The sequence below is a fragment of the Rhizobium sp. WSM409 genome (genome assembly GCF_057653825.1).
The window spans coordinates 1,358,566-1,384,284 of record NZ_CM172794.1 but is presented as its reverse complement, the minus strand read 5'-3'; the positions used below and the strand labels follow the sequence as shown (position 1 = coordinate 1,384,284).

At 60.6% G+C, this 25,719-nt stretch carries 25 protein-coding genes; 12 read left to right on the top strand and 13 right to left on the bottom strand.

What is annotated here, in order from left to right; all coding sequences use genetic code 11:
* Positions 1-357 precede the first annotated feature (357 nt).
* Positions 358-1,635: an ATP-dependent Clp protease ATP-binding subunit ClpX gene (gene clpX, locus AC25BC_RS06960; RefSeq protein ID WP_003547337.1), complete on the bottom strand. Its 1,278-nt coding sequence runs from the start codon at positions 1,633-1,635 to the stop codon at positions 358-360.
* Between the two features lie 303 nt (positions 1,636-1,938).
* Positions 1,939-2,568, bottom strand: a complete 630-nt coding sequence (clpP, locus tag AC25BC_RS06955; protein ID WP_012756949.1) for an ATP-dependent Clp endopeptidase proteolytic subunit ClpP — start codon at positions 2,566-2,568, stop codon at positions 1,939-1,941.
* Between the two features lie 291 nt (positions 2,569-2,859).
* Between clpP and AC25BC_RS06950 the strand changes: the two genes are divergently transcribed.
* Both AC25BC_RS06950 and AC25BC_RS06945 read left to right on the top strand, forming a co-directional pair.
* Positions 2,860-4,275 carry a GGDEF domain-containing protein gene (locus tag AC25BC_RS06950; RefSeq protein ID WP_017993614.1) on the top strand — a complete coding sequence of 472 codons (1,416 nt, stop codon included), beginning with the start codon at positions 2,860-2,862 and terminating at the stop codon, positions 4,273-4,275.
* 61 nt (positions 4,276-4,336) lie between these two features.
* The gene (locus AC25BC_RS06945; RefSeq protein WP_012756947.1) at positions 4,337-5,581 is read left to right on the top strand and encodes a cytochrome P450; all 1,245 of its coding nucleotides are present in this window, start codon (positions 4,337-4,339) and stop codon (positions 5,579-5,581) included.
* A 25-nt stretch (positions 5,582-5,606) separates the two neighbouring features.
* Here the strand turns inward: AC25BC_RS06945 and pstB are convergent, their stop codons facing one another.
* The 8 genes from pstB to AC25BC_RS06905 form a co-directional block, all read right to left on the bottom strand.
* Complete coding sequence (gene pstB, locus AC25BC_RS06940; protein ID WP_206642399.1) at positions 5,607-6,413, bottom strand: phosphate ABC transporter ATP-binding protein PstB; 807 nt, start codon at positions 6,411-6,413, stop codon at positions 5,607-5,609.
* Entirely contained in the window at positions 6,410-7,267 is an 858-nt protein-coding gene (gene pstA / locus AC25BC_RS06935) for a phosphate ABC transporter permease PstA (RefSeq protein WP_128439642.1), read from the bottom strand. Before pstA ends, pstB begins: the two co-directional genes overlap by 4 nt.
* A 2-nt stretch (positions 7,268-7,269) precedes the next feature.
* A complete protein-coding gene (pstC, locus tag AC25BC_RS06930; protein ID WP_012756944.1) occupies positions 7,270-8,247 on the bottom strand; it encodes a phosphate ABC transporter permease subunit PstC in 978 nt (325 codons plus the stop codon).
* An 87-nt stretch (positions 8,248-8,334) separates the two neighbouring features.
* A complete protein-coding gene (gene pstS / locus AC25BC_RS06925; protein WP_113545970.1) occupies positions 8,335-9,357 on the bottom strand; it encodes a phosphate ABC transporter substrate-binding protein PstS in 1,023 nt (340 codons plus the stop codon).
* A 349-nt stretch (positions 9,358-9,706) separates the two neighbouring features.
* Positions 9,707-11,836 carry a bifunctional diguanylate cyclase/phosphodiesterase gene (locus tag AC25BC_RS06920; protein ID WP_128439641.1) on the bottom strand — a complete coding sequence of 710 codons (2,130 nt, stop codon included), beginning with the start codon at positions 11,834-11,836 and terminating at the stop codon, positions 9,707-9,709.
* Positions 11,837-12,105: 269 nt separating this feature from the next.
* Positions 12,106-12,450 (bottom strand): cupin domain-containing protein, encoded by a 345-nt coding sequence (locus AC25BC_RS06915; protein ID WP_041935641.1) that lies wholly within the window; start codon positions 12,448-12,450, stop codon positions 12,106-12,108.
* 23 nt (positions 12,451-12,473) lie between these two features.
* Complete coding sequence (locus AC25BC_RS06910; protein WP_012756940.1) at positions 12,474-13,757, bottom strand: O-acetylhomoserine aminocarboxypropyltransferase; 1,284 nt, start codon at positions 13,755-13,757, stop codon at positions 12,474-12,476.
* 117 nt (positions 13,758-13,874) lie between these two features.
* Positions 13,875-14,303 carry a CoA-binding protein gene (locus tag AC25BC_RS06905; RefSeq protein ID WP_012756939.1) on the bottom strand — a complete coding sequence of 143 codons (429 nt, stop codon included), beginning with the start codon at positions 14,301-14,303 and terminating at the stop codon, positions 13,875-13,877.
* Between the two features lie 142 nt (positions 14,304-14,445).
* Here AC25BC_RS06905 and AC25BC_RS06900 point away from each other — a divergent pair, with 142 nt between their 5' ends.
* On the top strand, positions 14,446-14,769 hold the full coding sequence (locus AC25BC_RS06900; protein ID WP_012756938.1) for a hypothetical protein: 324 nt from the start codon (positions 14,446-14,448) through the stop codon (positions 14,767-14,769).
* A 475-nt stretch (positions 14,770-15,244) separates the two neighbouring features.
* A complete protein-coding gene (locus AC25BC_RS06895) occupies positions 15,245-16,081 on the top strand; it encodes an EamA family transporter (RefSeq protein ID WP_012756937.1) in 837 nt (278 codons plus the stop codon).
* Here the strand turns inward: AC25BC_RS06895 and AC25BC_RS06890 are convergent, their stop codons facing one another.
* Together AC25BC_RS06890 and AC25BC_RS06885 are read right to left on the bottom strand one after the other, a co-directional pair.
* Complete coding sequence (locus AC25BC_RS06890; RefSeq protein ID WP_128439640.1) at positions 16,082-16,915, bottom strand: enoyl-CoA hydratase; 834 nt, start codon at positions 16,913-16,915, stop codon at positions 16,082-16,084.
* Positions 16,916-17,011: 96 nt separating this feature from the next.
* Entirely contained in the window at positions 17,012-17,242 is a 231-nt protein-coding gene (locus AC25BC_RS06885; protein ID WP_012756935.1) for a DUF1127 domain-containing protein, read from the bottom strand.
* 74 nt (positions 17,243-17,316) lie between these two features.
* On the opposite strand from AC25BC_RS06885, the gene AC25BC_RS06880 reads away from it, so the two are divergent.
* From AC25BC_RS06880 to AC25BC_RS06850, 7 genes are all read left to right on the top strand, one after another.
* Positions 17,317-18,216 carry a LysR family transcriptional regulator gene (locus tag AC25BC_RS06880; protein WP_171815677.1) on the top strand — a complete coding sequence of 300 codons (900 nt, stop codon included), beginning with the start codon at positions 17,317-17,319 and terminating at the stop codon, positions 18,214-18,216.
* A 315-nt stretch (positions 18,217-18,531) separates the two neighbouring features.
* Positions 18,532-18,996, top strand: a complete 465-nt coding sequence (rplM, locus tag AC25BC_RS06875; RefSeq protein WP_003558420.1) for a 50S ribosomal protein L13 — start codon at positions 18,532-18,534, stop codon at positions 18,994-18,996.
* A gap of 1 nt (position 18,997) precedes the next feature.
* Entirely contained in the window at positions 18,998-19,465 is a 468-nt protein-coding gene (rpsI, locus tag AC25BC_RS06870; protein ID WP_003558419.1) for a 30S ribosomal protein S9, read from the top strand.
* Between the two features lie 293 nt (positions 19,466-19,758).
* Positions 19,759-20,946: a CmlA/FloR family chloramphenicol efflux MFS transporter gene (gene cml / locus AC25BC_RS06865; RefSeq protein WP_128439639.1), complete on the top strand. Its 1,188-nt coding sequence runs from the start codon at positions 19,759-19,761 to the stop codon at positions 20,944-20,946.
* 216 nt (positions 20,947-21,162) lie between these two features.
* The gene (gene speB, locus AC25BC_RS06860; RefSeq protein WP_012756932.1) at positions 21,163-22,125 is read left to right on the top strand and encodes an agmatinase; all 963 of its coding nucleotides are present in this window, start codon (positions 21,163-21,165) and stop codon (positions 22,123-22,125) included.
* Positions 22,126-22,185: 60 nt separating this feature from the next.
* The gene (gene argC, locus AC25BC_RS06855) at positions 22,186-23,118 is read left to right on the top strand and encodes an N-acetyl-gamma-glutamyl-phosphate reductase (protein ID WP_012756931.1); all 933 of its coding nucleotides are present in this window, start codon (positions 22,186-22,188) and stop codon (positions 23,116-23,118) included.
* Between the two features lie 185 nt (positions 23,119-23,303).
* Positions 23,304-24,095: a sulfite exporter TauE/SafE family protein gene (locus AC25BC_RS06850; protein WP_003558410.1), complete on the top strand. Its 792-nt coding sequence runs from the start codon at positions 23,304-23,306 to the stop codon at positions 24,093-24,095.
* Between the two features lie 25 nt (positions 24,096-24,120).
* Here the strand turns inward: AC25BC_RS06850 and AC25BC_RS06845 are convergent, their stop codons facing one another.
* Entirely contained in the window at positions 24,121-25,224 is a 1,104-nt protein-coding gene (locus AC25BC_RS06845; protein WP_012756930.1) for a COX15/CtaA family protein, read from the bottom strand.
* 114 nt (positions 25,225-25,338) lie between these two features.
* Between AC25BC_RS06845 and AC25BC_RS06840 the strand changes: the two genes are divergently transcribed.
* Complete coding sequence (locus AC25BC_RS06840; RefSeq protein ID WP_012756929.1) at positions 25,339-25,548, top strand: DUF2842 domain-containing protein; 210 nt, start codon at positions 25,339-25,341, stop codon at positions 25,546-25,548.
* Positions 25,549-25,719 lie beyond the last annotated feature (171 nt).

Genomic DNA, 25,719 nt, shown 5'->3' with positions numbered 1-25,719 from the left:
CGCTTGGGACCGGCCGGCAATCTCACTTGTTGCTACAAGTGGAGGTTCTGACTACGCTTTTCAAGCCACGCTAACGCCCGCGTCCCTCGGATGTGACAGCTTTATTACAACGGAACGCCAACACTATGAAGCGCGTGGCTGGACCGGCGCTTACCACTTCCGACCCGGCTAAAATGCAAACGCCAGCAAGAGGCTTACGGATCATTGCATCATTGCCAAGCACGACCCCTTCCGCAACATCGGCAAAGGCAATTTCGGTTCCCACCGGCAAATACTAACAGCGCTTCGCATGGTTTTTCAAATAGAAAGGGGCCTGCCAATGGCAAGCCCCCAAAATAATCACACGAAAGCCCAAGCTCACGCCGAAGCGTTGGCCTTTTCTTCCTGGCGATCGGCATAGATGTAAAGCGGACGGGCCGAACCGCGCACCACTTCCTCGGAGATGACGACCTCGCGAACGCCTTCCAGCGTCGGCAGTTCGAACATCGTGTCGAGCAGGATCTTCTCCATGATCGAGCGAAGGCCGCGAGCGCCGGTCTTGCGCACGATCGCCTTGCGGGCGATTTCGCGCAGAGCGTCCTCGTGGAAGTTCAGTTCCACGTCTTCCATCTCGAACAGGCGCTGATACTGCTTGATCAGCGCATTCTTCGGCTCGGACAGGATCTGAATCAGCGCGTCCTCATCGAGATCCTCGAGCGTCGCCAAAACCGGCAGACGGCCGATGAACTCAGGGATGAGGCCGAACTTGACCAGGTCCTCCGGCTCCAGTTCGCGCAGAACCTCGCCGACGCGGCGGTCATCCTGCGACTTGACGCTAGCGCCAAAGCCGATCGAGGTCTTCTCGCCACGGGCAGAAATGATCTTGTCGAGGCCGGCGAAAGCGCCGCCGCAGATGAACAGGATGTTCGTCGTGTCGACCTGCAGGAATTCCTGCTGCGGGTGCTTGCGTCCGCCCTGCGGCGGAACGGAAGCGACCGTACCTTCCATGATCTTCAGCAGCGCCTGCTGCACGCCCTCGCCCGAGACGTCACGGGTGATCGACGGGTTGTCGGACTTGCGCGAAATCTTGTCGACTTCGTCGATGTAGACGATGCCGCGTTGCGCACGCTCGACGTTGTAGTCGGCCGACTGCAGCAGCTTCAGGATGATGTTTTCGACATCCTCGCCGACATAACCGGCCTCGGTCAGCGTCGTCGCGTCGGCCATGGTGAAGGGAACGTCGATGATGCGGGCGAGCGTCTGAGCAAGATAGGTCTTGCCGCAGCCGGTCGGGCCGACGAGCATGATGTTCGACTTCGCCAGCTCGACTTCGCCGTTCTTGGAGGCGTGCGCCAGGCGCTTGTAATGGTTGTGAACGGCAACCGACAGGATCTTCTTCGCCTGCCGCTGGCCGATGACGTATTCGTCGAGGACCTTGATGATGTCCTGGGGCGTCGGAACGCCGTCGCGGGACTTGACCATCGAGGACTTGTTCTCCTCGCGGATGATGTCCATGCACAATTCGACGCATTCATCGCAGATGAAGACGGTCGGTCCGGCAATCAGTTTCCGGACTTCGTGCTGGCTCTTTCCGCAGAACGAACAATAAAGAGTGTTCTTGGAGTCGCCGCCGTTGCTGCCGCTGACCTTGCTCATATCACTTTCCTTCCAGCACGCCGCATTTCAAGGCGAAATCGCGGTCCACTCTATCAGCTCCTGGCGGCACTCCGTTTCCGGAGCCTTTGCCGAGAAGGGCTTCAGGGGGTACGAACCGGGCCCAACCAATCATGTCCTGGTCCCGGCGGCAACGAACTCCCCTTCGAATGCCGAATGCTATGTCATAAAAATTCAACATAGCATTAATAGCTACTATTAGCGTCTTCGTCGCCGTATGAAAGCCCTTGTTCAATCACAAATGGGATAGAACTGTGGCGAGGAAAACACCATCCCTATTAATTACTAGGCCTGTTCGCCTTCCATTTCGAGGCGCGACGTCAGAACCTTGTCGATCACGCCCCAGCTCTGGGCTTCGTCCGCATCCATGAAATGGTCACGATCGAGCGTCTTTTCAACTTCCTCGTAGGTGCGGCCAGTGTGCTTGACGTAGACCTCGTTCAGGCGGCGCTTCATCTTGAGGATGTCGCGGGCATGACGCTCGATGTCTGACGCCTGGCCCTGGAAGCCGCCCGATGGCTGATGCACCATGATGCGGGAGTTCGGCGTGGCAAAGCGCATGTCCTTGTGGCCGGCCGCCAGCAGCAGCGAGCCCATGGACGCGGCCTGGCCGATGCAGAGCGTCGAAACCGCGGGCTTGATGAACTGCATCGTATCGTAGATCGCCATACCGGCGGTGACGACGCCACCGGGCGAATTGATGTAGAGGGCGATCTCCTTCTTCGGGTTTTCAGCCTCGAGGAAAAGCAGCTGGGCGCAGACGAGCGTCGCCATATGGTCCTCGACGGTACCCGTCAGGAAGATGATGCGTTCCTTCAACAGGCGGGAATAGATGTCGTAGGAGCGTTCACCGCGGTTGGTCTGTTCCACGACCATCGGAACGAGGGCCATTGCGGTATCGACTGGGTTTCTCATGTGCGTCCTTTGTCAACGTCTCGCCGGCCGACGCCGGGAATCAAAGAAAAAATATCTTACCCCTACATAGAGTGTCCCGGCCCTCCTCTTCAAGACACGCATGAGGATAACGTTAAGAAGGCGGGGCAAGGCGGCTAAGCTCCTTCTTTTCATACTGTCGTTATCCCGGAACCGCTGCACACTTCCGGGCGACGTGCATTGGTGCTTCGGCTCCTGGTAGCCTCTTTCCCTCAAACGCCTGTTAACGGCGAGACCCTAGCGCGGTCTCCCCCGGCTTTTCTCCATGACAGGATGAAGGAAGGCTTACTCTATTCGACTGTGCTCATACACGTTTACCCAACGGAAAGCCTACCGGCAGATATCGGCCTAAAACAATGCCGCAGCGCAGCAGCATTAAGGAACTGGCGAGCTTCCTCGGCAAGGATGCGAACTGACAGACAAGGGGTTGCTGCCGTGTTCAATATCGCTACAGGTCTCGCCATCTGGTGTTCCGAGGCCATGACGCTCGCTTTGGTGCTGTTCGTCGCCTGGCGCCACAACGTCAGGAACGAGGCCTATCTCTATTGGGGCCTGGGCTTCCTCCTGACTGGCATCGGCTTTGCGATGGTCGCGCTGCGCGGCGAAATCCCCAGCGTGCTTTCCATAGAAGCGGGCAATGCCATCGCCCTGCTCGGCCAGAGCGCCTGGGCGGCGGGTTTTCTGGCGCTCGACCGCAAGCGGATCGAATGGTGGGCACTGCTGCCGCCGGCAATCTGGCTCGCCGGGGTCTTCCTGCCCTGGGTCAACAGCGATTATTCAAACCGGGTGGTGCTCTACAACCTTGCTTCGGCGACGGGTGCAACGGCACTCGCCATGGCGGTCGCCGCCGGCGACATGCGCCGTGAGCGTACCCGCATCAAGCTGATGGGCGTGTTCGTCATCCAGGGCTGCCTGTGCTTCGGCTCGGCAGTGACGATGGCGCTGACGCTGCCGAGCGATATCGAGGCGACCAATCTCGGCGGCGCCTCCGCCATGGCCAGCGCCTTCCTGCTGACCATCGCCTTCGCGTTCACCTGCCGGCTGATCATGGAGCGTTCCGAACGGCACCTGCGTGCCCTCACCCTGACCGATTCGCTGACCGGCGTGCTCAACCGCCGCGGCCTGCTCGGCTATTTCGACGGCATCCAGGAAAGAGCTCATAACGAGCAGCGCCAGGTCGCGGTGATTCTCTTCGATCTCGACCATTTCAAGCGCGTCAACGACCGTTTCGGCCACCAGTCCGGCGATGCCGTGCTGACCGCCTTTGCGCGCATGGCCCGCCAGTATATTCCAAACAACATCTTCGGCCGCATGGGCGGTGAGGAATTCGCCGCCTTCGCCGCAGTCGCGGACCAGACGGAAGCCGAGGCGATCGCCGAAGCGATCCGCACCGAATTCTGCCGTCTTCCCGTCAGCACCGGCGAAGCGATCGTTCCGGTCACGGTCAGCATCGGCATCGCGCTCGCCTCCTCGATCGAAGCCAATATCGACAAGCTGATCTCGGCCGCCGACCGGGCGCTCTATGCGGCGAAGGCCGCCGGTCGCAACTGCACGGTCACCTTCGGCGAAGCGGAGGCCGCAACCCCTGCACCGGCCACGCCGAGCAGCACTGCCGGCGAACTTGTGCCGACGGTCGACGACCAGGTCGAGGCGCTACGACGCATGGGCACGCTGTCACGGGCCGGGTAGTCCGGGATCCCTCGCGCCTCACATCTTTCCGAGGTCCGGCAAATCCGATAAGGCTCGGCGCATGATGATCCCATCCTTTCTCTCGATCGACCGCGCCAACCGTCATGTCTCGCTTGATAGCCGCAACCCGGCTTTCTACGGCGACCCGAACGCCGTCTATGCCGCACTTCATGCCCACTGCCCGACCTTCTACTGGAGCGAGCAAAAACAGTGGTTCTTCACCGGTTACGACCATGTGAACGGACTGCTGCGCGACCGGCGCTTCGGCCGGCAGATCCTGCATATCGCCAGCCGCGAGGAGCTCGGGCTTGCCGAGCCGACGCCGCATCTTGCCAGTTTTGATCTTTCGGAACGTTATTCCCTGCTCGAACTCGAACCGCCGGAGCACACGCGGCTGCGCACGCTCGTCAACCGCGCCTTCGTTTCCCGCCATGTCGAGAAGATGAAGCCGGAGCTTGCCGAACTCGCCAACCGGTTGATCGACGGCTTCGCGGAGAAGCGTGAGGTCGAGCTGCTCTCGGCCTTTGCCGACATCATCCCGGTGACGATGATCGCCCGGATGATCGGCATCCCCGAGGAGATGGGACCGCAATTGCTTACCTGGTCGCACGCCTATGTCCGCATGTACATGTTCGGCCGTACGCGCGGGCAGGAGGAAGAGGCCGAACGGGCATCGAAGGAATTTTCCGACTACGTGAAGACGGTGATCGCCGAACGCCGCGCCGAACCGCGCGACGACCTGCTGACCCACATGATCCACACCGAGCACAAGGGCCAGTATCTGACCGAGGAGGAGCTCGTGTCGACGACGATCGTGCTGCTCAATGCGGGACATGAGGCGACCGTGCACCAGATCGGCAACTCCGTGCGCACCATTCTCGACAGCGGCGGCGATCCGGCAGAACTTTTCCGGGACGAGGCCACGACAGAGCGCACCGTCGAGGAAACCCTGCGCATCTGCGCGCCTGTTCATATCTTCCAGCGCTGGGCCCTGGAGCCGGCCGAAATCGACGGCATCTCCTTCAAGCGCGGCGACAAGGTCAGCCTCATCCTCGCCGCCGCCAATCTCGACCCGGCAAAATTCACCGATCCCCTCACCTTCAAGCCCGACCGCAACGAGGCGGCAAACCTCTCCTTCGGCGCCGGCATCCATTTCTGCATCGGCGCGCCGCTGGCGCGGCTGGAACTCAACGTCGTGCTGCCGATCCTGTTCGAACGGCTGGCCGGTCTGAGGCTGGCAAAGACACCTGTGGTCAAGGATGTCTACCATTTCCACGGGCTGGACCGGCTGGATCTGCAATGGTGATCCATTCCTCCCCCGGGGTCGCAGATCAGCCGTAGCGGCCGGTGATGTAGTCTTCCGTGCGCTTGACCTTCGGCGACTGGAAGATCTCGGCGGTCGGGCCGTATTCCACCAGTTCGCCCAGATACATGAAGGCGGTATTGTCGGAAATGCGGCTTGCCTGCTGCATGTTGTGGGTGACGATGACGATAGTGAACTCCGTCTTCAGCCGGGCGACCAGCTCTTCCACCTTGGCAGTCGAGATCGGGTCGAGGGCGGAGGTCGGCTCGTCGAGGAGAAGCACCTCGGGGCGAAGCGCCACGGCACGCGCGATACAGAGGCGCTGCTGCTGGCCGCCGGAAAGGCCGAGGCCACTGCCCTTCAATTTGTCCTTGACCTCTTCCCAGAGCGCTGCCGAGCGCAGCACCTGCTCGACGCGGACGTCCATCTCGGCCTTGGAGATGCGCTCGTGGTGGCGGATACCGTAGGCGATATTGTCGTAGATCGACATCGGAAAGGGCACCGGCTTCTGGAAGACCATGCCGACGCGGGCGCGCAGTTCGTTCATCGAATAGCCAGGGTCGAGGATGTTCTGGCCGTCGAGCGTGACGGAGCCGGTGGCGCGCATCTTCGGGTAGAGCATGTAGATGCGGTTGAGGATGCGCAGCAGCGTGGACTTGCCGCAGCCGGACGGGCCGATGAGAGCCGAGACCTGACGCTCGGGAAAGCTCAGGGTGACGTCGCGGATCGCGTGGGTTTCGCCGTAATAGAAGTTGACGCCGGTCAGCGCCATCTTGTCGACTCTTGTGGCCAGGTGGGCGGGACGAGGTTCGAAGGCTTTGTTCTCAAGCATCATTTCGCATTCCTGCGGTTGAGGATGGCGCGGGAGCCGACGCTGAGGAGAAGCACGATCACCGTCATGACAAAGGCACCTGCCCAGGCAAGATTCTGCCATTGCTCATAGGGGCTCATAGCGAACTGGAAGATGACGACGGGAATATTCGCCATCGGCTGCGACATGTCCAAGCTCCAATACTGGTTGTTCAGAGCCGTAAAAAGGAGCGGCGCGGTTTCGCCCGAAATGCGGGCGATCGCAAGGAGGATACCGGTCAGGATACCTGTGGAGGCAGCGCGGTAGAGTATGTTGACCGTTACCTTCCAGCGCGGGATGCCGAGCGAAAGTGCTGCCTCACGCATGACATCAGGAACCAGCCGCAGCATCTCGTCGGTCGTGCGCACCACGACCGGCAGGAAGATGAAGGCGAGCGCGATGCCGCCGGCAAAGCCGGAGAAGCGTGACGTCGGGCGGACGACCAGTTCATAGACAAACAAGCCGATGATGATCGACGGCGCCGAAAGCAGGATATCGTTGACGAAGCGGATTGCCTCGCCAATCTTCTTGCCGCGGCTGAACTCCGACAGGAAGGTGCCGGCCAGCACGCCGATCGGCGTACCGATGATAACAGCGAGAGCGACCATCATCAGGCTGCCCATGAAGGCGTTGGCGAGACCGCCGCCATCTTCGCCGGGCGGCGGCGTCATTTCCGTGACGAGACTGGGGCTGAGCGCGGACAAGCCGTGTATCAGCGTCGTCCAGAGGATCCAAACCAGAAAGACCAGGCCGACCACGGTGGCGATGCCGCAGAGCGACAGTGCGATCATGCTGCCGATCTGGCGACGACGGTATAGGGAACCCGAATGAGTGGTCATGATTACTCTCCCCTCTGTCTTGCCATGCGCACCAGCATGAGCTTGGCGGCCGCCAGAACGATGAAGGTGACAACGAAGAGGATGAGACCGAGCGCCGAGAGCGACGACCTGTAGAGGTCATCCGAAGCTTCGGCAAATTCGTTAGCGAGCGTCGCAGCGATCGACGTGCCGGGCTCCATCAGCGACACCGCGATGTTATGGGTGTTGCCGAGTACGAAGGTGACCGCCATGGTCTCTCCGAGCGCGCGGCCGAGACCAAGGAAGATGCCGCCGACGACCGCGGTGCGGGTGTGCGGGATGACGATGTCGCGCACCACTTCCCACTTGGTCGAACCAAGCGCATAGGCCGATTCCTTCAACTGCGCTGGGACGACCAGGAAGACGTCGCGCGTGACCGAGGAGACGAAGGGGATGATCATGATTGCCAGCACGATGCCCGACGTCAGCATGCCGATGCCGAGCGGGGCGCCAGTGAACAATGCGCCGATTACCGGGATCGGGCCTAGCCAGTCGATCAGCACCGGCTGGACGTAGTCCGACATGAAGGGGGCAAAGGTGAAGAGACCCCACATGCCGTAAATGATGCTGGGGATACCGGCGAGAAGCTCGATGGCACCGCCGATCGGGCCGCGAATGGAGCGCGGCGCAACTTCGGTAATGAAAACGGCGATACCGAGGCTCACGGGAACGCCGATGATCATGGCGAGCGCCGAGGTGACCAGCGTGCCGTAAATCGGTACTAGGCCCGAGAACCGCTGGGCAACCGGATCCCATTCCATGCCGGTCAGGAAGCCAAAGCCGAAGGTTTGGAACGCGAGAAACCCGTCCCAGACCATGGAGAACGCCGCTGTGAACAGTGCGACAAGAACAAACAGGCCGCAGCCGAAAACTATCCAGTAAAAAATACGATCGCCTGCGGCGCCGTCGCGGCGCTTCACGCCCGCGGTTGTGGCGGGCAGCGATGCCATTGCTTCGCTCATGTCCGTACGCTCTGATGCTTTGAGGGGTGTCAAAGACATTCGGGGCGGAAAGCCTCGCTTCCCGCCCCGACCGCAGTTTCGTCAGGATCAGCCCTTGAACGAGGCCGTCCAGTAATCCTCGATCTGCTTCACCAGGGTTTCCGGAAGCGGAACGTAATCGAGGGCAGAGGCTTCCTTCTGGCCGTTTTCGAGCGCCCACTTGAAGAAGGCGAAGGCAGCCTTGGAGCGAGCCGCATCTTTCGGCTCCTTGTACATGATCGCCCAGGTCGTGGCGGTGACCGGCCAGGCCTTTTCGCCCGGAGCATTGGTCATGATCAGGTAGAAGTCCTGAGCCTTGGTCCATTCGGCGCTGGCGGCAGCAGCCGAGAAGCTTTCCGCATTTGGCTTCGGATACTGGCCTGCGGCGTTCTGGATCAGAACGTAGGGCAGCTTGTTCTGCAGAGCGTAGGCGTATTCGACGTAGCCGATCGAATCCTTGACGCGGGTGACGTAAGCGGCGACGCCTTCGTTGCCCTTGCCGCCGATGCCGACCGGCCAGTTGACGGCGGTCCCTTCGCCGACCTTGCTCTTCCAGTCTTCGTTGACCTTGGAGAAGTAGTTGGTCCAGTTGAAGGAGGTGCCCGAACCGTCCGAACGGTGGACGACGGCGATCTGGCTGTCGGGCAGTTTCAGGCCGGGATTCAGATCGGCGATGGCCTTGTCGTTCCACTTGGTGACATTGCCGAGGTAGATGTCGGCGAGAACCTTGCCCGTGAGCTTCAGTTCGCCCGACTTGATACCCTTGACGTTGATGACGGGCACGATGCCGCCGACGACGAGCGGGAACTGACCGAAGCCGCCAGTCGTCAGGTCTTCCGGCTTCATCGGAGCGTCGGACGCGCCGAAGTCAACCGTTGCAGCCTTGACCTGGGCGATGCCACCGCCCGAACCGATCGACTGGTAGTTCAGCTTGTCGCCGGTCTGCTTGTTGTAGTCCGCAGACCATTTGGACAGGACGGGATAGACGAAGGTGGAGCCGGCGCCGGTGATGTCGGCGGCGGACGCCGAAACCGCCAGAGCGGCAACCAGGCCGGCGCCGAGGCAGGCCGAAAGAAGTTTATTGCTGAGCATATGAAGCGCTTCCCTAATGGATTTGAAAAACAACGAGACCAGCGCCATGGAGGGGGTGTCCATTGTCTGGGGCGCTGAAATTCCCGTCACAGCAGGCGGGCTAGGCGCGTTTTATTACAGTTTGATGACGGAATTTGACGGTCGCAACCAACCGTGGGCCGTGCCGCGAATGCTGCAGTTACGGCCTTTTCATTGAATCGCGGATTTAACAAAGCCTTAGCAAAAACATCGGGATAGATTGACGCATGGCTGTGGTGGATTGCCGCAGCGATGCCTGGAAATGTCGTTTTCAGGATTTCGATATGCCGGGCCGCTCAGGCCCGATGCCGAATTCGTGGCCTTTACGAGATCACGCGGCCGACTCTTCTTGCAGCCTGCTGGATATGTCGCATGCCGACATGGGTTTTCCGAGCATATACCCTTGAAGCTGATCGCAGCCGGCGTCTCGCAAGATCGCCGCCTGACGGGTATTCTCAATACCTTCCGCGGTCACGGGAATCTGCAGAGCAGTCGCCAAGGAGATGGTTGCCCGAAGAATATCGGCGCCATTTGCGGTTTCATCGAGAGCGGACACCAGCGAGCGGTCGATCTTCATGCGATCAAACCCAAACTGCCGCAATGCACCGATGCTGGCGTAGCCGCAGCCAAAATCATCAAGAGCAAACTTTATGCCGACGCGCTTGAGCTGGTCTATCGACCGACGGGCCTGATCCGGATTTGTCATCAGAACGCCCTCAGTGATTTCCAGTGTCAGGCGGTTTGGATTGAAATCCAACTCCTGCAGGATCGTGATCACTTGGGCAGCAAATTCCGGATTGCAGAGCTGGATCGGCGAAACATTCACCGACAAAGTCAGACCGGGCCAGCTCTTGGCATGCCCGATCGACGTTCTCAGCATATGGACGCCAAGGGCATCGATGAGGCCGCATCTTTCAGCAAGAGGGATGAATATTTCCGGGCTGATGTTTCCCGTTGCAGTTTTCCAGCGCGCCAGTGCTTCAAGACCGGTGACAGTACCGGTCGAAGCAGAGACGAGAGGCTGGAAAACGGCTTCGATTGCGCCGCTGCCGATGGCGTTTTTCAAGAGACCTTCCAGCTCGGCGACCCGTATGCGTTCCCGGTCCAGTTCGGGGTCGTATTCAACCGCCTGACCTTTGCCATTTGCCTTGGCACGATAGAGCGCCATGTCGGCTCTGCGAAGAAGCTCCAAAGGCGATATGTCTCCATCGCGCGCCGCAGCTCCGATGCTTGCGCCAACTTCGATCGTTCGCCCGTCAATTTTGAAGGGCTCGGCAAACAGCGCCAGAATCGCCTCTTCGATCTCTTCGCGTGCAGTGGATCCAACGTGCACCAGCGCGAATTCATCGCCTCCCAGCCGGGCTGCGGTCAGGACTTCGGGATGACTGGTCATCAGCGCGTTCGAGACGATCCGGATCAAATCATCCCCAACCGCATGTCCCCAAGCATCGTTGACCGCCTTGAAGCCGTCGAGGTCAACCAAGTAAAGCCGCGGCGATGAAGGATCCGGGCTCTCCAGATCCTCCAGCAGGCGGAGAAGCCCCTGTCTGTTCAACAAGCCACTCAAGCTGTCATGGCTCGCTTCGAAGCGAGCTGTTTGCGCCAGTTGGCGCAGGCGCCGCGCCTCGGATGCGCCAACCAACAGAACGCCGATCAAGAATAATGAAAGGATGACGGTAGAAGCTGCAACATAGGGATAGACCTGATGAAACACGGCGCTTCCGGGGGCTTTGCTCGGCCAAACGAGATAGCCGATGACGGCTCCCTTCATGTCGGTGATCGGCGTGTTCAGGGATCCCGGCTTGGGCGTCGTCTCGAGGCTCAGCCCCTCGAGTTCATGTTCGTTGGAGAGAGTGTCGAGAACCTCCGACGTAAACTCCTTATAGAAACTCAGCACGCTGAACTTCGGAACCTCGGCGGCGGTCTCGAACGGCTGGATCGCCTGCGAGGCGATCAGCGCTATACCGCTTTCGGTCTTGATGAAATTGACCACCGGCGCCTTCGCCGGAGCGGCAGCAGCATTGATCTGCTGATAAAAAGCTTCCCCGAAAAACGTGCTCGGCTGGAAGGGCTTGCCTTTGGCATAGGCCGAGACGATCGAAGACCGGTCAGGGCCGGTCACGATCGCGCCGTCATAAAGCGCATAATCCTCGCTGGTTTTTCCCCAATTCTCATAGGCCCAATCCGCAGCGGCCGGAGATGAGACCGCACTATAGGCATCGTCCCATATGGCATTGTCCGTCGTTGTCCCGCTCAAGCGAGCCACAAAGGCTGCGACCGCCGCGCGGGCGGCGCGACTGGCCCTGGCATCGTCGATCTCGTTCACTGAGCGGGTCATGGTGACGACGACATGCGCCATCAGGCCAGTCAATACGAGGGCGACGACAAGGAAGCAGACGGTTGTCGCAATGATGGAAGACGTTTGAGTCCGAACGTGCCTGGCTGCAAGATTCGACGACATGCAAATTCCGCAAAGATTAATTGCAAGGCCATGTCTGTGAGACGGCAGGAGACATCATGTCCGCAATGCGCTGCAGATAAGGTTTAGCATTTGTCGATGTAGGCCCGATTAATGGGATTGGTTAAAAGCATTTAATCCGGGACAAATGGCCGCAAGCACCGTCGTTGCCGGCTTGCCGTTTCGGATCATCGCTGTGGCCGTGACGACAAAAAGCGAAGCCGAAGACGGGATAGGCCCGGCTTCGTTCGTGATCACTTGCTGGCTCTCGCTTAAACCTTGATCACATAATCCTTACGAGTCGTTTCAACGACTTCCCACGTTCCCTTGAAGCCGGGTCTGAGGATCATCCGGTCACCCGTCTTCAGATGAACCGGCTCACCGCCGTCCTCGGTCACGATCGAATGGCCGGACAGCAGGCTGAAATATTCCCATTCCTCGTAGACGATCCGCCACTTGCCCGGTGTCGCCTCCCAAATGCCGGAATAAAGGCCGCCTTCGGCCTCTTCCAGGTTCCAGGTACGGAAATGCGGATCGCCGGAGATAATCCGATCGGCTTCAGGGGCGCCGAACTCGGGTTCGACGCCGTCGATGCTGAAGGTGAGAAAGTTTGTCATGGTCACCATAGACTTCGTTGATCTCAGATCTTCGAGAGCGCCTGTTCGAGATCGGCGATGATGTCCTTGACGTCCTCGATGCCGACGGAAAGGCGAACCACGCCAGGCCCCGCGCCGGCAGCGATCCTCTGCTCGTCGGTCAACTGCCGGTGCGTCGTCGAGGCCGGATGGATGACGAGCGAACGGGTATCGCCGATATTGGCGAGATGGGAGAAGAGCTCCAGCCCCTCGACCAGCGTCTTGCCCGCCTCATAACCGCCCTTGACGCCGAAGGTGAAGACGGAGCCGGCGCCCTTCGGCGAGTAGCGCTGCTGTAGGGCGTGGTTCGGATCATCGTCGAGCCCGGCATAGTTCACCCAGGCGATCTTGCTGTGCGCCTTCAGCCACTTCGCAACGGCGATCGCATTGTCGCTGTGGCGCTGCATCCGAAGCGGCAGCGTCTCGATGCCGGTCAGGATCAGGAAAGCATTGAAGGGCGAGATCGCCGGCCCGAGATCGCGCAGGCCGAGCACACGGGCAGCGATCGCGAAGGCGAAATTGCCGAAAGTCGCGTGCAGAACCATGCCGTTATATTCCGGCCGCGGGCTCGACAGCATCGGGTAATTGCCTGATTTCGACCAGTCGAAGGTGCCGCCGTCGACGATGAGGCCGCCCATGGAATTGCCGTGGCCGCCGAGAAATTTTGTCAGCGAATGCACGACGATGTCGGCGCCGTGTTCGATCGGACGGATGAAATAGGGTGTCGCCATCGTGTTGTCGACGATCAGCGGCAGGCCATGGCGATGCGCGACGTCGGCGATGGCGGCGATATCGACGAAGGTACCGCCGGGATTGGCCAGGCTTTCGATAAAGATGCCGCGCGTCTTATCGTCGATCTGGCTTTCGAAGCTTGCCGGATCGGCGGCATCGGCCCAGCGCACCTGCCAGCCGAAATTCTCGAAGGCGTGGCCGAACTGGTTGATCGAGCCGCCGTAGAGCTGGCGGGCAGCGATGAAATTCTCGCCAGGACGCATGATATTGTGGAAGACGATCACCTGCGCCGCATGGCCGGAGGCGACGGCAAGGGCTGCGGTTCCGCCCTCGAGCGCTGCGACACGCTCCTCGAGTACCGCCTGCGTCGGGTTCATGATGCGGGTATAGATATTGCCGAAAGCCTGCAGACCGAAGAGGGCGGCGGCATGATCGGAATCATTGAAGACGAAAGCGGTCGTCTGGTAGATCGGCGTTACCCGCGCCCCAGTCGTTGGGTCGGGCTGCGCACCGGCATGGATCGCCAACGTGTTGAATCCCGGATCGTTCTTGGCCATGTCGTCCTCCCGTTATTGCTGACGTCCAGGATCATAGCCTGTCGCTTGCGAAAGTTAATCGCGATACGTTTCAACCCATGGGCGTTCCGTGGAAAATCCGTCTCCGCGGACCGCAACTCAGGCAATAAGACGAGGATACTCGATCGCCGGGCAGCGGTTCATCACCACCTGGATGCCGGCAGCCTCCGCCTTTGCCGCAGCCGCATCGTCGCGCACACCAAGTTGAGACCAGATGATCTTAGGCAGCGGGCTCAGCGCCAGCGCCTCCTCGACGACCCCATCCAGATATTCGGAGGCGCGGAATACGTCGACCATGTCGATCGGCACGGGAATGTCTGCAAGCCGGGCATAAACGGTGCGGCCCTGGATCAGTTTGCCCGCCTGCCCCGGATTGACAGGAATGACCTCGTAGCCGCGCGACAGCAGATAGCCCATGACGCCGTTGCTCGGCCGGGCTGGATTGGGCGAAGCGCCGGTCAGCGCGATAGTCTTTACCGAATGCAGGATGCCGGCGAGGTAATCATCCGTGTAGGTGTCGTGATTCATATCCACTTCTCCACTCCCGAAAGCCCTCCGGCAGGCACGGCCAGCATGTTTTTTTGCGTTTCCGTGAAACCGGCTGCGTGTCTTTCCCGTATATATGAATTGGCCCGTATATATGAATTGGATACTCCTTGAGGATGATTCGATGAAAAAAATCGCTCTTGCCCTCATGCTCGTGCTCGCCGCATCGCCGGCGCTGGCGATCTCGCGCTACAATCCGCTCACCATGAGCTGTGCCAGCGTGCGTGCCGCCATCCACAATCAGGGCGCGGTCATCTTCCGTTACCAGTCTCCCCGTGGCTTGCCGCTCTACGATCGCTATGTCCGCAACAGCAATTATTGCGACGCGACCGATTATGCGGAATGGACATATATCCCTTCGAAAGACACTCCCCGCTGCCAAGTGCTGAGCTGCCAGAACATCGACAACCTTGACGGGATGCTCTTCGTTCCGCATCATCAGCTCTGATGTTTTTCGCCGTCATGGCGGACGCAGGAACTGCGCGCCTTTCGCGGTTGCGAAAGGTTTGCGATCAATCCCGCGCTGCGATTTCGTAACGATTGCACAATCAGGAGCTTTAATTTTCCCGTATATCAAAGTTATAGAATAATATCTATATTTCAGCACCATAGAATAAACAGTTCTCGCATTCCTCCAGAGATTTTCTCTTTTTGTTCGTGATATCAGCACTCTTTGTTCCCGCATCCATTAGAAACAGCTCATAGTTGAAAGGATCGCATGAATTGAACGCATGTCGCGCGCACGTAAAAATTGCTCAAATGAGTCGCCATTGTTCACATACTGAAAGAATGCTATTCGACATATGAACGCATAAGCGACCGCCGCCGCGCATTTTCGTGCAAATCCCAGTTGTCTTTTCAGGAATTTGAAACGCCGAAGGCGAGGTGCATTCGCTTCCTCTCATCCTTTCCGGATTACTCCCTTGCCTCTCGACGTCATCCTGCTCGTTCTCTTCGGCGCACTGCTGCACGCGACATGGAACGCCATCATCAAGGCGGGGAGCGATAAGTCCCTCGATGCGGCGCTGATCTCGGCCGGCGGCGCGGTTTCGGCACTGCCGTTCCTGCCATTCCTGCCGTTGCCGCACGCCTCGGCCTGGCCGTTCATCGGCGCCTCTGCCATCCTGCAGTTTGCCTACTTTCAGCTGGTCGCCGCCGCCTACCGGGCCGGCGATATCGGCCTCGTCTATCCGCTGATGCGTGGCTGCGCACCGCTGTTGATCGCCGCGACAAGCGGTTTCGTTCTCAAAGAAAACCTCTCCACCGGCGCTCTTGCCGGGACGATGACGATCTGCGCCGGCGTGCTGACACTCGCCCTGGAGGCGCGGCGTGGCAGCAGCCGTGCCGTCGTCCTCTCGCTTGCCAATGCCTGCGTCATCGCCACCTACACCTATGTCGACGGAATCGGCGCGCGCATCTCCGGCAATGCGATTTCCTATACTTTGTGGATGTCGCTGCTGCCGCCGGTGCTGCTGTTTTCCTGGGCAGCGTCCCAGCGCGGCGCTTTCGCAGTCGTGCGTCACGTTCGCCACAACTGGTGGCGCGGCCTCATCGGCGGCGCCGGCTCGATCGCTTCCTATGGCCTGGCGCTCTGGGCGATGACAAAAGCCCCAGTCGCGACCGTCGCAGCCTTGCGTGAAACCGCAATCCTGTTTGCGCTGGTGATCTCGATCACCGTCTTCAAGGAAAAAGCCAGCATCTGGCGCTACGTCGCCGGCGTCGTCATCGCGATCGGCGGGCTGCTTCTGAGACTGGCGTGATCACTCGCCTGTCCATTCGGCCTTGCGCTTGCCAAGGAAGGCGCCGATCCCTTCCTGCGCATCCTCAGTCAGCATGTTCTCGACCATCACCCTGGCGGTATAATCATATGCCGCCTCCACGGGCAGTTCGAGCTGCCGGTGGAAGGCTTCCTTGCCGATTTTCAGGGTCAATGGCGATTTGCTGGCGATCACGGCCGCATATTTGGAAACCACCTGCGCCAGATACTGCTTCGGCACAATACGGTTGACGAGGCCGAAATCCTTGGCGGTCGAGGCGTCGATCGTCTCGCCGGTCAGCAGCATCTCCATCGCCTGTTTGCGGTGCGCGGCACGGGAAACGGCCACCATCGGCGTCGAACAGAACAGGCCGATGTTGACGCCCGGGGTGCAGAATGTCGAACTGTCCGTGCAGATCGCCAGATCGCAGGAGGCAACGAGCTGGCAGCCCGCAGCCGTTACAAGCCCGTCGATCTCGGCGATGACAGGCTTCGGCAGATGCGTGATCTTCAGCATCAGATCGGCAGCGAGCCGAAAGGTCTTTTCGAAGAAACCGGCACCCTGATCTTCATCGGCGCGATGGGCCGTGAGTTCCTTGAGATCATGCCCGGCGGAAAAGACATTGCCGGTCGAGGCGATGACGACGACGCGCGCATCCGGTTCTGCATCGGCCGTCTCGAGCTCCTGCATCAGGGCCTCGAGAAGTGCGATCGAGAGAACATTGGCCGGTGGGTTGTTGAGCACGAGCCGCAGCACGCCGTTGCGCAGCGAGCGGGTCAGCAAGCCGCCCTCTTCCGCTCCGGCGGCGTCCTTCCGGAAGGATACGATTTCGGCCATGATGCTGCTCCCTGCGCTCGATTCCAGGCAGACGTTTTGCCACAAGGCGCCGGAAATTTCGAGCAGGATCCGCACTCCCCGCAGAGACCGCTGCCGTCAGGACCAGAACCACGACTTCGATGTCTCGGCGCTTGCCTGCGTACGGGTCAGACCGACATCGCAAAGCTCGTCGTCGGTGAGTTCCAAAAGCGTGCGGCGGCTGCGGCGCTTTTCGAGGTGATGTTCGATCGTCAGTAGCAGCCGCAGGCTCCAGCGCGCCATCCCGCGAAGTCTCGTCCAAACGATATCGCGAGGTGCGTCAAGGATCCCGCTTAATTCCAGGGCCATGTCTTTCTTCCTTTCTTCAACGAATGAAAGATGCGCTGGAAGATGCCGCGAAAGAAGCTTATGGATATTATCCTATGCATAAGGATTTCTTTTGTATGCCTCTCCACCTCGATCAGCTTGCCGCCTTCATCAACGTCGCCGAGCTCGGAAGCTTTACGGCTGCGGCCGACAAGGAAGGCCTGACGCAGCCGGCCGTCAGCCTGCAGGTGAAGGGGCTCGAACAGCGGCTCGGCGTCCGGCTGATCGAGCGTGTCGGGCGGCGGGCGCAGCCGACCGCGGCAGGTCTCGACCTGCTCGTCTATGCAAGGCGCCTGCTCCAGGAATCGGCTGCAGCGGAAGAAGCGATGATGCCCTACCGGGATGGCGCCAGCGGCCGCGTGCGCATCGGCAGCGGCGGCACAGCGTCGATCCATCTGCTTCCGCGCGCCATCGCCGTCGCCAGAAAATCCATGCCCGGCCTCGAAATCACCGTGCGCATCGGCGATGCCGATGACATTCTGCGCGATCTGGAGGCCAACAGCCTCGACATCGCTGTCGTCGCCCTGCCGGCATCGGGACGGAACTTCGAGATCGAGCCGTTCTACGAGGAGGAATTGCTGGCCGTCGCCCCCGCGGGCAGCCTCATGCCCGAAGGCGGACCGGACGCCGCCTTCATGCGCGACAGGACGCTGCTGCTTTATGAGGGCGGCAATACCAGGCGCGCAATCGACGCGTGGCTGGCTGCACCGGATACAAGGATCCGGCCTGCGATGGAGTTCGGCAGCATCGAGGCGATCAAGGAACTGGTTGCCGTGGGGCTCGGCTGGTCGATCCTGCCGGGGCTGGCGCTGAAGCGCGACCGCGCCGGCCTCGTAACGACATCATCGCTGAAGCCGCGGCTGACGCGCCGCCTTGGCATGGTTCTACGCCGGGACAAACATCTGACACGCGGCCTTCGCGAAATGATGAAATGTCTGCGCGCGTTCAAAGGTTGAGATCTGCTTTCGACCGTCGGACGCTATTTCAAACCGACAGAGACGACGTGAAAAACGTCAGGGGCAGCAGTCCGCGACCGCGGAAATATGAGGTATTAAAATACCACATATCTAAGTATCTGTTTTTACTGAAAAATTTTTCCAAACCTTCAGGAAGTCTATATTGACCCAATGTCATATTCCCTTTATACACCGCGCCAGAACGCAGCCTATCCGGGCTGCTTTCTTTTTGGTATGCCTTGAGCCTGCCAATCCAAGCAACAAGAAACGCCCTTCAAGCCTTCGGGCCAAGGGTCCCAAAAGAGAGTATTCACTATGGCAACCTTCTCCCAGAAGCCTGCAGAGGTGGAGAAGAAGTGGGTGATCATCGACGCCGAAGGGCTGGTCGTTGGCCGTCTCGCTTCCATCATCGCTATGCGCCTGCGCGGCAAGCACAAGGCAACCTTCACGCCTCACGTTGACGACGGCGACAACGTCATCGTCATCAATGCCGAAAAGGTCGTTTTCACCGGCAAGAAGTATTCCGACAAGGTCTACTACTGGCACACCGGTTATGCTGGCGGCATCAAGGAACGTAGCGCACGCCAGATCATCGAAGGCCGCTTCCCGGAGCGCGTCCTCGAAAAGGCCGTCGAACGCATGGTTCCGCGTGGCCCGCTCGGCCGTCGCCAGATGAAGAACCTGCGCGTTTACGCCGGCTCCAACCATCCCCATGAAGCCCAGCAGCCGGTCGCCCTCGACGTTGCCGCGCTCAACAAAAAGAACGTAAGGAGCGCCTGATATGGCTGACCTCTCCTCCCTGAAGGATCTCGGCACGGTTTCCGAAGCTGCTGCTCCGGCCCACGTCCGCAAGGTCGATTCGCTCGGCCGCTCCTACGCGACCGGCAAGCGCAAGAACGCCGTCGCCCGCGTCTGGGTCAAGCCGGGCTCCGGCAAGATCACCGTCAACGGCAAGGAATTCGCGGAATATTTCGCACGTCCGGTGCTGCAGATGATCCTGCGCCAGCCGATCGTTGCGGCTGCCCGTGACGGCCAGTTCGACATCGTCGCAACCGTTGCCGGCGGCGGCCTCTCCGGCCAGGCCGGTGCGGTTCGCCATGGCGTGTCCAAGGCGCTCACCTATTTCGAACCGGGCCTGCGCGCGGTGCTGAAGAAGGGCGGCTTCCTGACCCGCGACAGCCGCGTCGTCGAACGCAAGAAGTACGGCAAGGCAAAGGCCCGCCGCTCGTTCCAGTTCTCCAAGCGTTAATCGCTTCGGACAGACGGAATTTACGAAGGCCGGGGCAACCCGGCCTTTTTGTTTTACGCTGTTTAAACCAATCGGAAGCGTGCCAGCATGCCATTGTCGCATTCCGGCTCTGGCAAAGCGCTTCGGAAATGAGCGAAGCCGCAGTCAGGGTCGCATCATGGGTACAACCAAGTCCGCAGACAAATAAGCCGCAACAACTCTGCCCTGTTGTTGCGGCGTCTGTCCGGTCAATTCCGATACTGATGAAGAGACAGATCGCCGCCGAATGAAATCATTTGAGCGGGTTCTTTCCCATGTCTTATCCCAAAATCCAGCAATGGACCTATTCCCTGCCGGCAGCCTTGCTGCTTATGGCACCTTTCGACATCCTGGCCTCGCTCGCCATGGATATCTATCTGCCGATTGTGCCGGTCATGCCGGAGGCGCTCGGCACTTCGCCGGCGGTCATCCAACTGACCCTCAGCCTCTACATGCTCGTGCTCGGTGTCGGCCAGATCGTCTTCGGCCCAATTTCCGATATTATCGGACGACGGCCTGTCCTGCTTGGCGGTGCTGCACTCTTTGCCGCGTCATCCTTCCTGCTTGCCGGCTCCTCGTCGGCGCCGGTCTTCGTGGTCTTGAGATTGCTGCAAGCAGTCGGCGCGTCGGCGACCCTCGTCGCAACTTTCGCAACCGTGCGTGACGTCTACGCCGGGCGTCCCGAAAGCAGCACGATCTATAGCCTTCTCGGCTCCATCCTCTCTTTCGTGCCCGCACTCGGCCCGATCATCGGAGCCGCGATCGCGGATCGCTTCGGCTGGCGCGCCATCTTCCTCGTCATCGGCCTCCTTTCGGTTGCCGCGCTTTTCAACGCCGGTATGCGATGGCACGAAACCCGCCCTGCCGTCACCGCCAAGATCGCTCTCCGCGCGATCCTTAGAAGTCTTCCCTTCTGGGTTTATACGGGCGGCTTCAGCACGGCGATGGGCGCCTTCTTCGTTTTCTTCTCGACGGCACCCCGTATCCTGATCGACAAAGCCGGTTTTTCCGGCATCGCCTTCAGCTTCATCTTTGCCACGGTGGCGCTGGTGATGATCGTGACGGCGCGTTTCGCCAAAGGCTTCGTCATGCGCTGGGGCATTGCAGGCAGCCTTGCCAGAGGCATGGCAATACTGCTTCTCGGCGCCGTGCTGCTTGCCTTTGGAGAGTTGTTTCTGCTGCCTTCCCTCGTCAGCTTCGTCGTGCCGATGTGGATCATCGCGATCGGCATCGTCGTTGCGACGGCGGTCACCGCCAACGGCGCGCTCGACGCCTTTGGCGACACAGCGGGAACGGCGGTCGCGCTCTACTTCTGCGTCCAAAGCATCATCGTCGGCTTTGCCGGAACCTTCTTCGTGATTCTGCTCGGCGGCGACAGCGCCTGGCCACTCGTGGGCTATGTCTCAGCGACCGCGCTGACGACGCTGGCTGGATTGTGGTGCCTGCGGGAGCCGGTCCGATAGGCAGCGAGCGAATGACGGTCGCTCGACGATAACGAGCGGCCGTCGTCCGAACGATTGCTTGAAATCCGTCCGCACCTCGCCTACGCCTTTCTGCGCGCGGGGGATCGGCTAATTCCTTCGCAAGAGACCCGACGCTCTGGCGTCGAACGGCGATCCTGCAATGCAGCGTCCGTATCGAACGCGACTATGATTTTGCGACCGAAAAAGGAGCATGATTTGGCGAACAGATCGATTGACCACGCCTTTACGGCGACCAGCCTCACCTCCGCTGCCAGCGATCCGACCTTTGCCGGCGCGCTGTCCTTCATGCGCCGCCGCTTCACCAAGGAGCTCGCCGGCGTCGACGTCGCTGTCTGGGGCATTCCCTTCGATGCCGCGACATCGAACAGGCCGGGCACGCGCTTCGGGCCGCAGGCGATCCGGCGCGCCTCGGCGATCTTCGACAATGATGCGCAATATCCCTTCAACCGCGAACTCTTCGCCGAAATGGCGGTGATCGACTACGGCGATTGCCTGCTCGACTACGGCAACCATCAGGACACGCCGGCCGCTATCGAACGCCAGGCGAATATCATCCTCGACAGCGGTGCCTTCCTGCTGACGCTCGGTGGTGATCACTACGTCACCTGGCCGCTGCTGAAAGCCCATGTCGCAAAACACGGGCCGCTGGCGCTCGTGCAGTTCGACGCGCATCAGGACACCTGGTTCGACGAGGAACGGCGCATCGACCACGGTTCTTTCGTGGCGCGGGCCACCCGCGAGGGCATCATCGATCCGGACCGCTCCATTCAGATCGGCATCCGCACCCATGCGCCGGAGGACTGCGGCGTCAATATTCTCTACGGTCATCAGGTCGAAGAGATGAGCGCCAGCGATATCGCCTCGGCGATCATTTCCCATACGCGCGGGGCGCCGGCCTATCTCACCTTCGATATCGATTGCCTCGATCCGGCCTTTGCGCCGGGCACCGGCACACCGGTTTCGGGCGGACCATCGAGCGCCAAGATCCTCTCGGTGCTGCAGCGTCTGCACCAGCTCGATATCCGCGGCGCCGACGTCGTCGAGGTATCGCCGCCCTACGATCACGCCGATATCACCGCCATTGCGGGGGCAACGGTGGCGATGTATATGCTGGGGCTTCATGCCGAGAGACGCGCCATCGCCGTGTCGCAAGGCTGACCTATCATCCTCAAACTGAATCCGGAAACCTTCAGAACTCATTGAAAGCGCAGGTTTAACATGGCACCGAAAATCTTCATCGACGGCGAACACGGCACGACGGGTCTGCAGATCCGCACGCGCATGGCCGGCCGCCGCGATGTCGAACTTCTGTCCATACCCGAAGCCGAGCGGCGCAACGCCGCCATGCGCGAGGACATGCTGAACGGCGCCGACATCGCCATTCTCTGCCTGCCCGACGATGCGTCGAAGGAAGCGGTGCAGATGGTTTCGGCCAACAACAATGTGCGCGTCATCGACACCTCGACCGCCTTCCGCGTCAATCCCGGTTGGGCCTATGGTTTTGCCGAAATGGACAAGCAGCAGGCCGACAAGATCGCTGCCGCCCGTTTCGTCGCCAATCCCGGCTGCTATCCCACCGGAGCGATCGGCCTCATCCGGCCGCTGCGCGCCGCCGGCATTCTGCCGGACGGCTATCCGATCACGGTCAACGCGGTCTCCGGCTATACCGGCGGCGGCAAGCAGATGATCGCGCAGATGGAAAACCCGGATCACCCGGATGCGATCACCGCGCCACATTTTCTCTATGGCCTGCCGCTCACCCATAAACACGTGCCCGAGATGACCGTGCACGGCCTGCTCGATCGCGCACCGATCTTCTCGCCGTCGGTCGGCAAGTTCGCGCAGGGCATGATCGTGCAGGTGCCGCTGCATCTCGACGATCTCGCCGAGGGCACGACGATGGAAAACATCCATGCGGCCCTCGTTGCCCATTATGCCGGCCAGGATATCGTCAGTGTCGTGCCGCTGGCCGAAAGCAAGGCCCTGCCCCGCGTCAATGCCATCGATCTCGAAGGCAAGGACACGATGAAGCTCTTCGTCTTCGGCACCGCAGGCGCTTCGCAGGTGAACCTCGTGGCGCTGCTCGACAATCTCGGCAAGGGCGCATCGGGCGCCGCCGTCCAGAACATGGACCTGATGCTCGCCTCGTAAGGCGCAGACGACGGCATCGACGTGGATGCCGCTCGAGCCTTGCGCCGATGTCTTCATCACGATCTTTCTCGCGGCCGCCTCCCTCGGCGGCCGCAGCATCGCTTTCGGCTCGATCATCGGCGACGATTGGGCTATGAGAGCGGACCTTCCTTGCCCGCCATTCCCGAATCACGGAGCCTGATGTCATGACGCTCGATGCGCTGGTCGATGGCGTGCACGCATGGTTTACGGCTGCCCTGCCCGACCACGGCATCTATGCGCTGATGGCCTTTGCTTTCATCGCCGGGCTTGCCCGCGGCTTTTCTGGCTTTGGCGCCGCGCTGATCTTCGTTCCGCTCGGCGGCGCGATCGTCGGCCCGAAGCTGATCTCACCGATCCTGCTCGTCATCGACGGCATTGCGTCACTCGGGATGATCCCGCCGGCCTGGCGCGGCGCCAACCGACCCGAGGTTTTCGTCATGGCGGCAGGTGCTGCGCTCGGCATCCCAGCCGGCACGGCGATCCTGACGTTGCTCGATCCGCTGCTCTTGCGCTGGAGTATCACGATCATCGCCATCTGCCTGCTTGCGCTGCTGGTATCGGGATGGCGCTATCACGGGGAGGCGTCCGCACCACTCACCAGCGGCGTCGGGCTGATTGCCGGGCTTTTCAGCGGCGCTGCGCAGCTCGGCGGGCCGCCGGTTGTCGCCTATTGGCTCGGCGGCAAGAGTAATTTCACCCGCGTCCGGGCGAATGTGGTGCTCTATTTCTCGATTTCGTCCGTCTTCAGCGCCATCAGCTATTATTTCGGCGGACTGTTCGTGCCTGCCGTCTTCGCGCTCACCGCCGTCATTCTGCCGAGTTATGCGGTCGGGCTCTATGGCGGCTCGAAATTGTTCGGGCTTGCCGAAGAACGGACCTTCCGCATCGCCTGCTACGTCCTGATCGCCGCCGCCGCCATCATCGGCATGCCGCTGCTCGACAGCGTACTGCGGTAGATCCCCCGAGCTACGGCCACTCGCCTCAATCGCGCTCGGCGATCATCGTCCCACGCGGATATTCGCCGTAAAAACCGCGCCAGTTGGCGACGGCGAAACCGAAAACCACCAGCGCACCGGCCTGATGCAGCAGGCCCCAGTGAAGCGGCACCTGCATCAGCAGCGTGGCGATGCCGATTGCCGCCTGCAACGTCACCAGCGCGAAAAGCACGATGGCGCGGCGTGCGTGGGTGGTCCAAGGTGCTGCGCGAAGGGCGATCATCATGTTGATCAGCGTCAATGCGAAGAGCGTATAGGCGCCGATGCGGTGGATGAACTGCACCGTCTTCGGGTTCTCGAAGGCATTGATCCAGAAGGGCTGCTGGATCAGCAGATCGGAGGGGATGACGGCACCATCCATCAGCGGCCAGGTATTGTAGGAGAAACCGGCGTCGAGCCCCGCCACCAGCGCGCCAAGATAGATCTGGAATAGCGCGAAAATGGCGATCGCCGCGGCAAAACCGCGCGAGCTTCCGGTCGGCGCCGGATCGTCGGAATGTCTGGAGAGACCGCGCATGATCCACATGCAGCCGGCAAAGATCAGGCAGGCCATGACGAGATGCGTCGCCAGCCTGTACTGGCTGACGTCGGTGCGGACGGAAAGGCCCGAGGACACCATCCACCAACCGATAAAACCCTGCAGGCCGCCGAGCGCCAGGATGCCGACGAGCGGCCAGCGCAGACGCTTTTCGATCCGCCCCGTCAGCCAGAAATAGATCAGCGGCAGCGCGAAGATCACGCCGATGCCGCGGGCGATCAGCCGATGCGCCCACTCCCACCAGAAGATGCCTTTGAACTCATCGACGGTCATGGAACTGTTCAACTGCTGAAATTCGGGAATGCGCTGATAGAGGCGGAATTCCTCCTCCCATTCGGCAGCCGACAGCGGTGGGATGACGCCGTGGATCGGTTTCCACTCGGTAATCGACAGGCCGGAATTGGTCAGCCGCGTGGCGCCGCCGACGAGCACGAGACAGAAGAGCGCCAAAAGCACGAAGCCCAGCCAGAAGCGCAGGGCGCGGCGGTCGCGATTCTGCCTGCGCATTTCGCTCAGGATCGCCTGTTCCGTGGTCAGGTTTGCGACGGCCATGATGTCTCCTTCTATCCGGCAGTTGATTTGCCCCACCGGCTCATGCAAAACAAGCCCCGAACCTTTGCGGCATGCCGTCGCGCCGGTTCGCCCCTCCATGCCGAGAGATAACCGATGCCCGTCCGCCTCCGCAAATTCATCGGCACGATCCTGATCATCGTGCTCGTGCTCGTTTATGCGCTGGTGGCGAATACGATCGCGGTGGCGACGCTCGGCAACGCGCCCTGGTGGGGACATCTGCTCTATTTCCTGCTCACCGGCCTGCTCTGGGTGTTGCCGGCGATGGTTATCATCAAATGGATGGCCGGCCCCCCGCTGCGCTAAAGCGCGTCGCGATCTTTCAGATTCGCTTGTCGCGCTTTAGGTCTTTGTTTTTACGCATGTCGTTGTCGCAAAACCGCGGCACACTTTTGCGCGACATGCTTTAGGGCCATTAACGGCCGAATAACCGTGATCCGCGGAAAACCTCGCCCAGCGCGTGCGGTTAAACCAAAT

What these genes read in the sequence shown, in the direction of transcription:
- AC25BC_RS06850 (WP_003558410.1), top strand. Translation starts at nt 23,304, where the DNA reads ATGACGCTCGATGCGCTGGTCGATGGCGTGCACGCATGGTTTACGGCT.
- AC25BC_RS06890 (WP_128439640.1), bottom strand. Translation starts at nt 16,915, where the DNA reads ATGGCCGAAATCGTATCCTTCCGGAAGGACGCCGCCGGAGCGGAAGAG.
- rpsI (WP_003558419.1), top strand. Translation starts at nt 18,998, where the DNA reads ATGGCTGACCTCTCCTCCCTGAAGGATCTCGGCACGGTTTCCGAAGCT.
- AC25BC_RS06845 (WP_012756930.1), bottom strand. Translation starts at nt 25,224, where the DNA reads ATGGCCGTCGCAAACCTGACCACGGAACAGGCGATCCTGAGCGAAATG.
- AC25BC_RS06950 (WP_017993614.1), top strand. Translation starts at nt 2,860, where the DNA reads ATGAAGGAAGGCTTACTCTATTCGACTGTGCTCATACACGTTTACCCA.
- AC25BC_RS06900 (WP_012756938.1), top strand. Translation starts at nt 14,446, where the DNA reads ATGAAAAAAATCGCTCTTGCCCTCATGCTCGTGCTCGCCGCATCGCCG.
- pstS (WP_113545970.1), bottom strand. Translation starts at nt 9,357, where the DNA reads ATGCTCAGCAATAAACTTCTTTCGGCCTGCCTCGGCGCCGGCCTGGTT.
- pstA (WP_128439642.1), bottom strand. Translation starts at nt 7,267, where the DNA reads ATGACCACTCATTCGGGTTCCCTATACCGTCGTCGCCAGATCGGCAGC.
- rplM (WP_003558420.1), top strand. Translation starts at nt 18,532, where the DNA reads ATGGCAACCTTCTCCCAGAAGCCTGCAGAGGTGGAGAAGAAGTGGGTG.
- argC (WP_012756931.1), top strand. Translation starts at nt 22,186, where the DNA reads ATGGCACCGAAAATCTTCATCGACGGCGAACACGGCACGACGGGTCTG.
- clpX (WP_003547337.1), bottom strand. Translation starts at nt 1,635, where the DNA reads ATGAGCAAGGTCAGCGGCAGCAACGGCGGCGACTCCAAGAACACTCTT.
- AC25BC_RS06920 (WP_128439641.1), bottom strand. Translation starts at nt 11,836, where the DNA reads ATGTCGTCGAATCTTGCAGCCAGGCACGTTCGGACTCAAACGTCTTCC.
- AC25BC_RS06840 (WP_012756929.1), top strand. Translation starts at nt 25,339, where the DNA reads ATGCCCGTCCGCCTCCGCAAATTCATCGGCACGATCCTGATCATCGTG.
- AC25BC_RS06905 (WP_012756939.1), bottom strand. Translation starts at nt 14,303, where the DNA reads ATGAATCACGACACCTACACGGATGATTACCTCGCCGGCATCCTGCAT.
- pstC (WP_012756944.1), bottom strand. Translation starts at nt 8,247, where the DNA reads ATGAGCGAAGCAATGGCATCGCTGCCCGCCACAACCGCGGGCGTGAAG.
- AC25BC_RS06880 (WP_171815677.1), top strand. Translation starts at nt 17,317, where the DNA reads ATGCATAAGGATTTCTTTTGTATGCCTCTCCACCTCGATCAGCTTGCC.
- AC25BC_RS06915 (WP_041935641.1), bottom strand. Translation starts at nt 12,450, where the DNA reads ATGACAAACTTTCTCACCTTCAGCATCGACGGCGTCGAACCCGAGTTC.
- pstB (WP_206642399.1), bottom strand. Translation starts at nt 6,413, where the DNA reads ATGATGCTTGAGAACAAAGCCTTCGAACCTCGTCCCGCCCACCTGGCC.
- AC25BC_RS06945 (WP_012756947.1), top strand. Translation starts at nt 4,337, where the DNA reads ATGATGATCCCATCCTTTCTCTCGATCGACCGCGCCAACCGTCATGTC.
- cml (WP_128439639.1), top strand. Translation starts at nt 19,759, where the DNA reads ATGTCTTATCCCAAAATCCAGCAATGGACCTATTCCCTGCCGGCAGCC.
- AC25BC_RS06885 (WP_012756935.1), bottom strand. Translation starts at nt 17,242, where the DNA reads ATGGCCCTGGAATTAAGCGGGATCCTTGACGCACCTCGCGATATCGTT.
- clpP (WP_012756949.1), bottom strand. Translation starts at nt 2,568, where the DNA reads ATGAGAAACCCAGTCGATACCGCAATGGCCCTCGTTCCGATGGTCGTG.
- AC25BC_RS06910 (WP_012756940.1), bottom strand. Translation starts at nt 13,757, where the DNA reads ATGGCCAAGAACGATCCGGGATTCAACACGTTGGCGATCCATGCCGGT.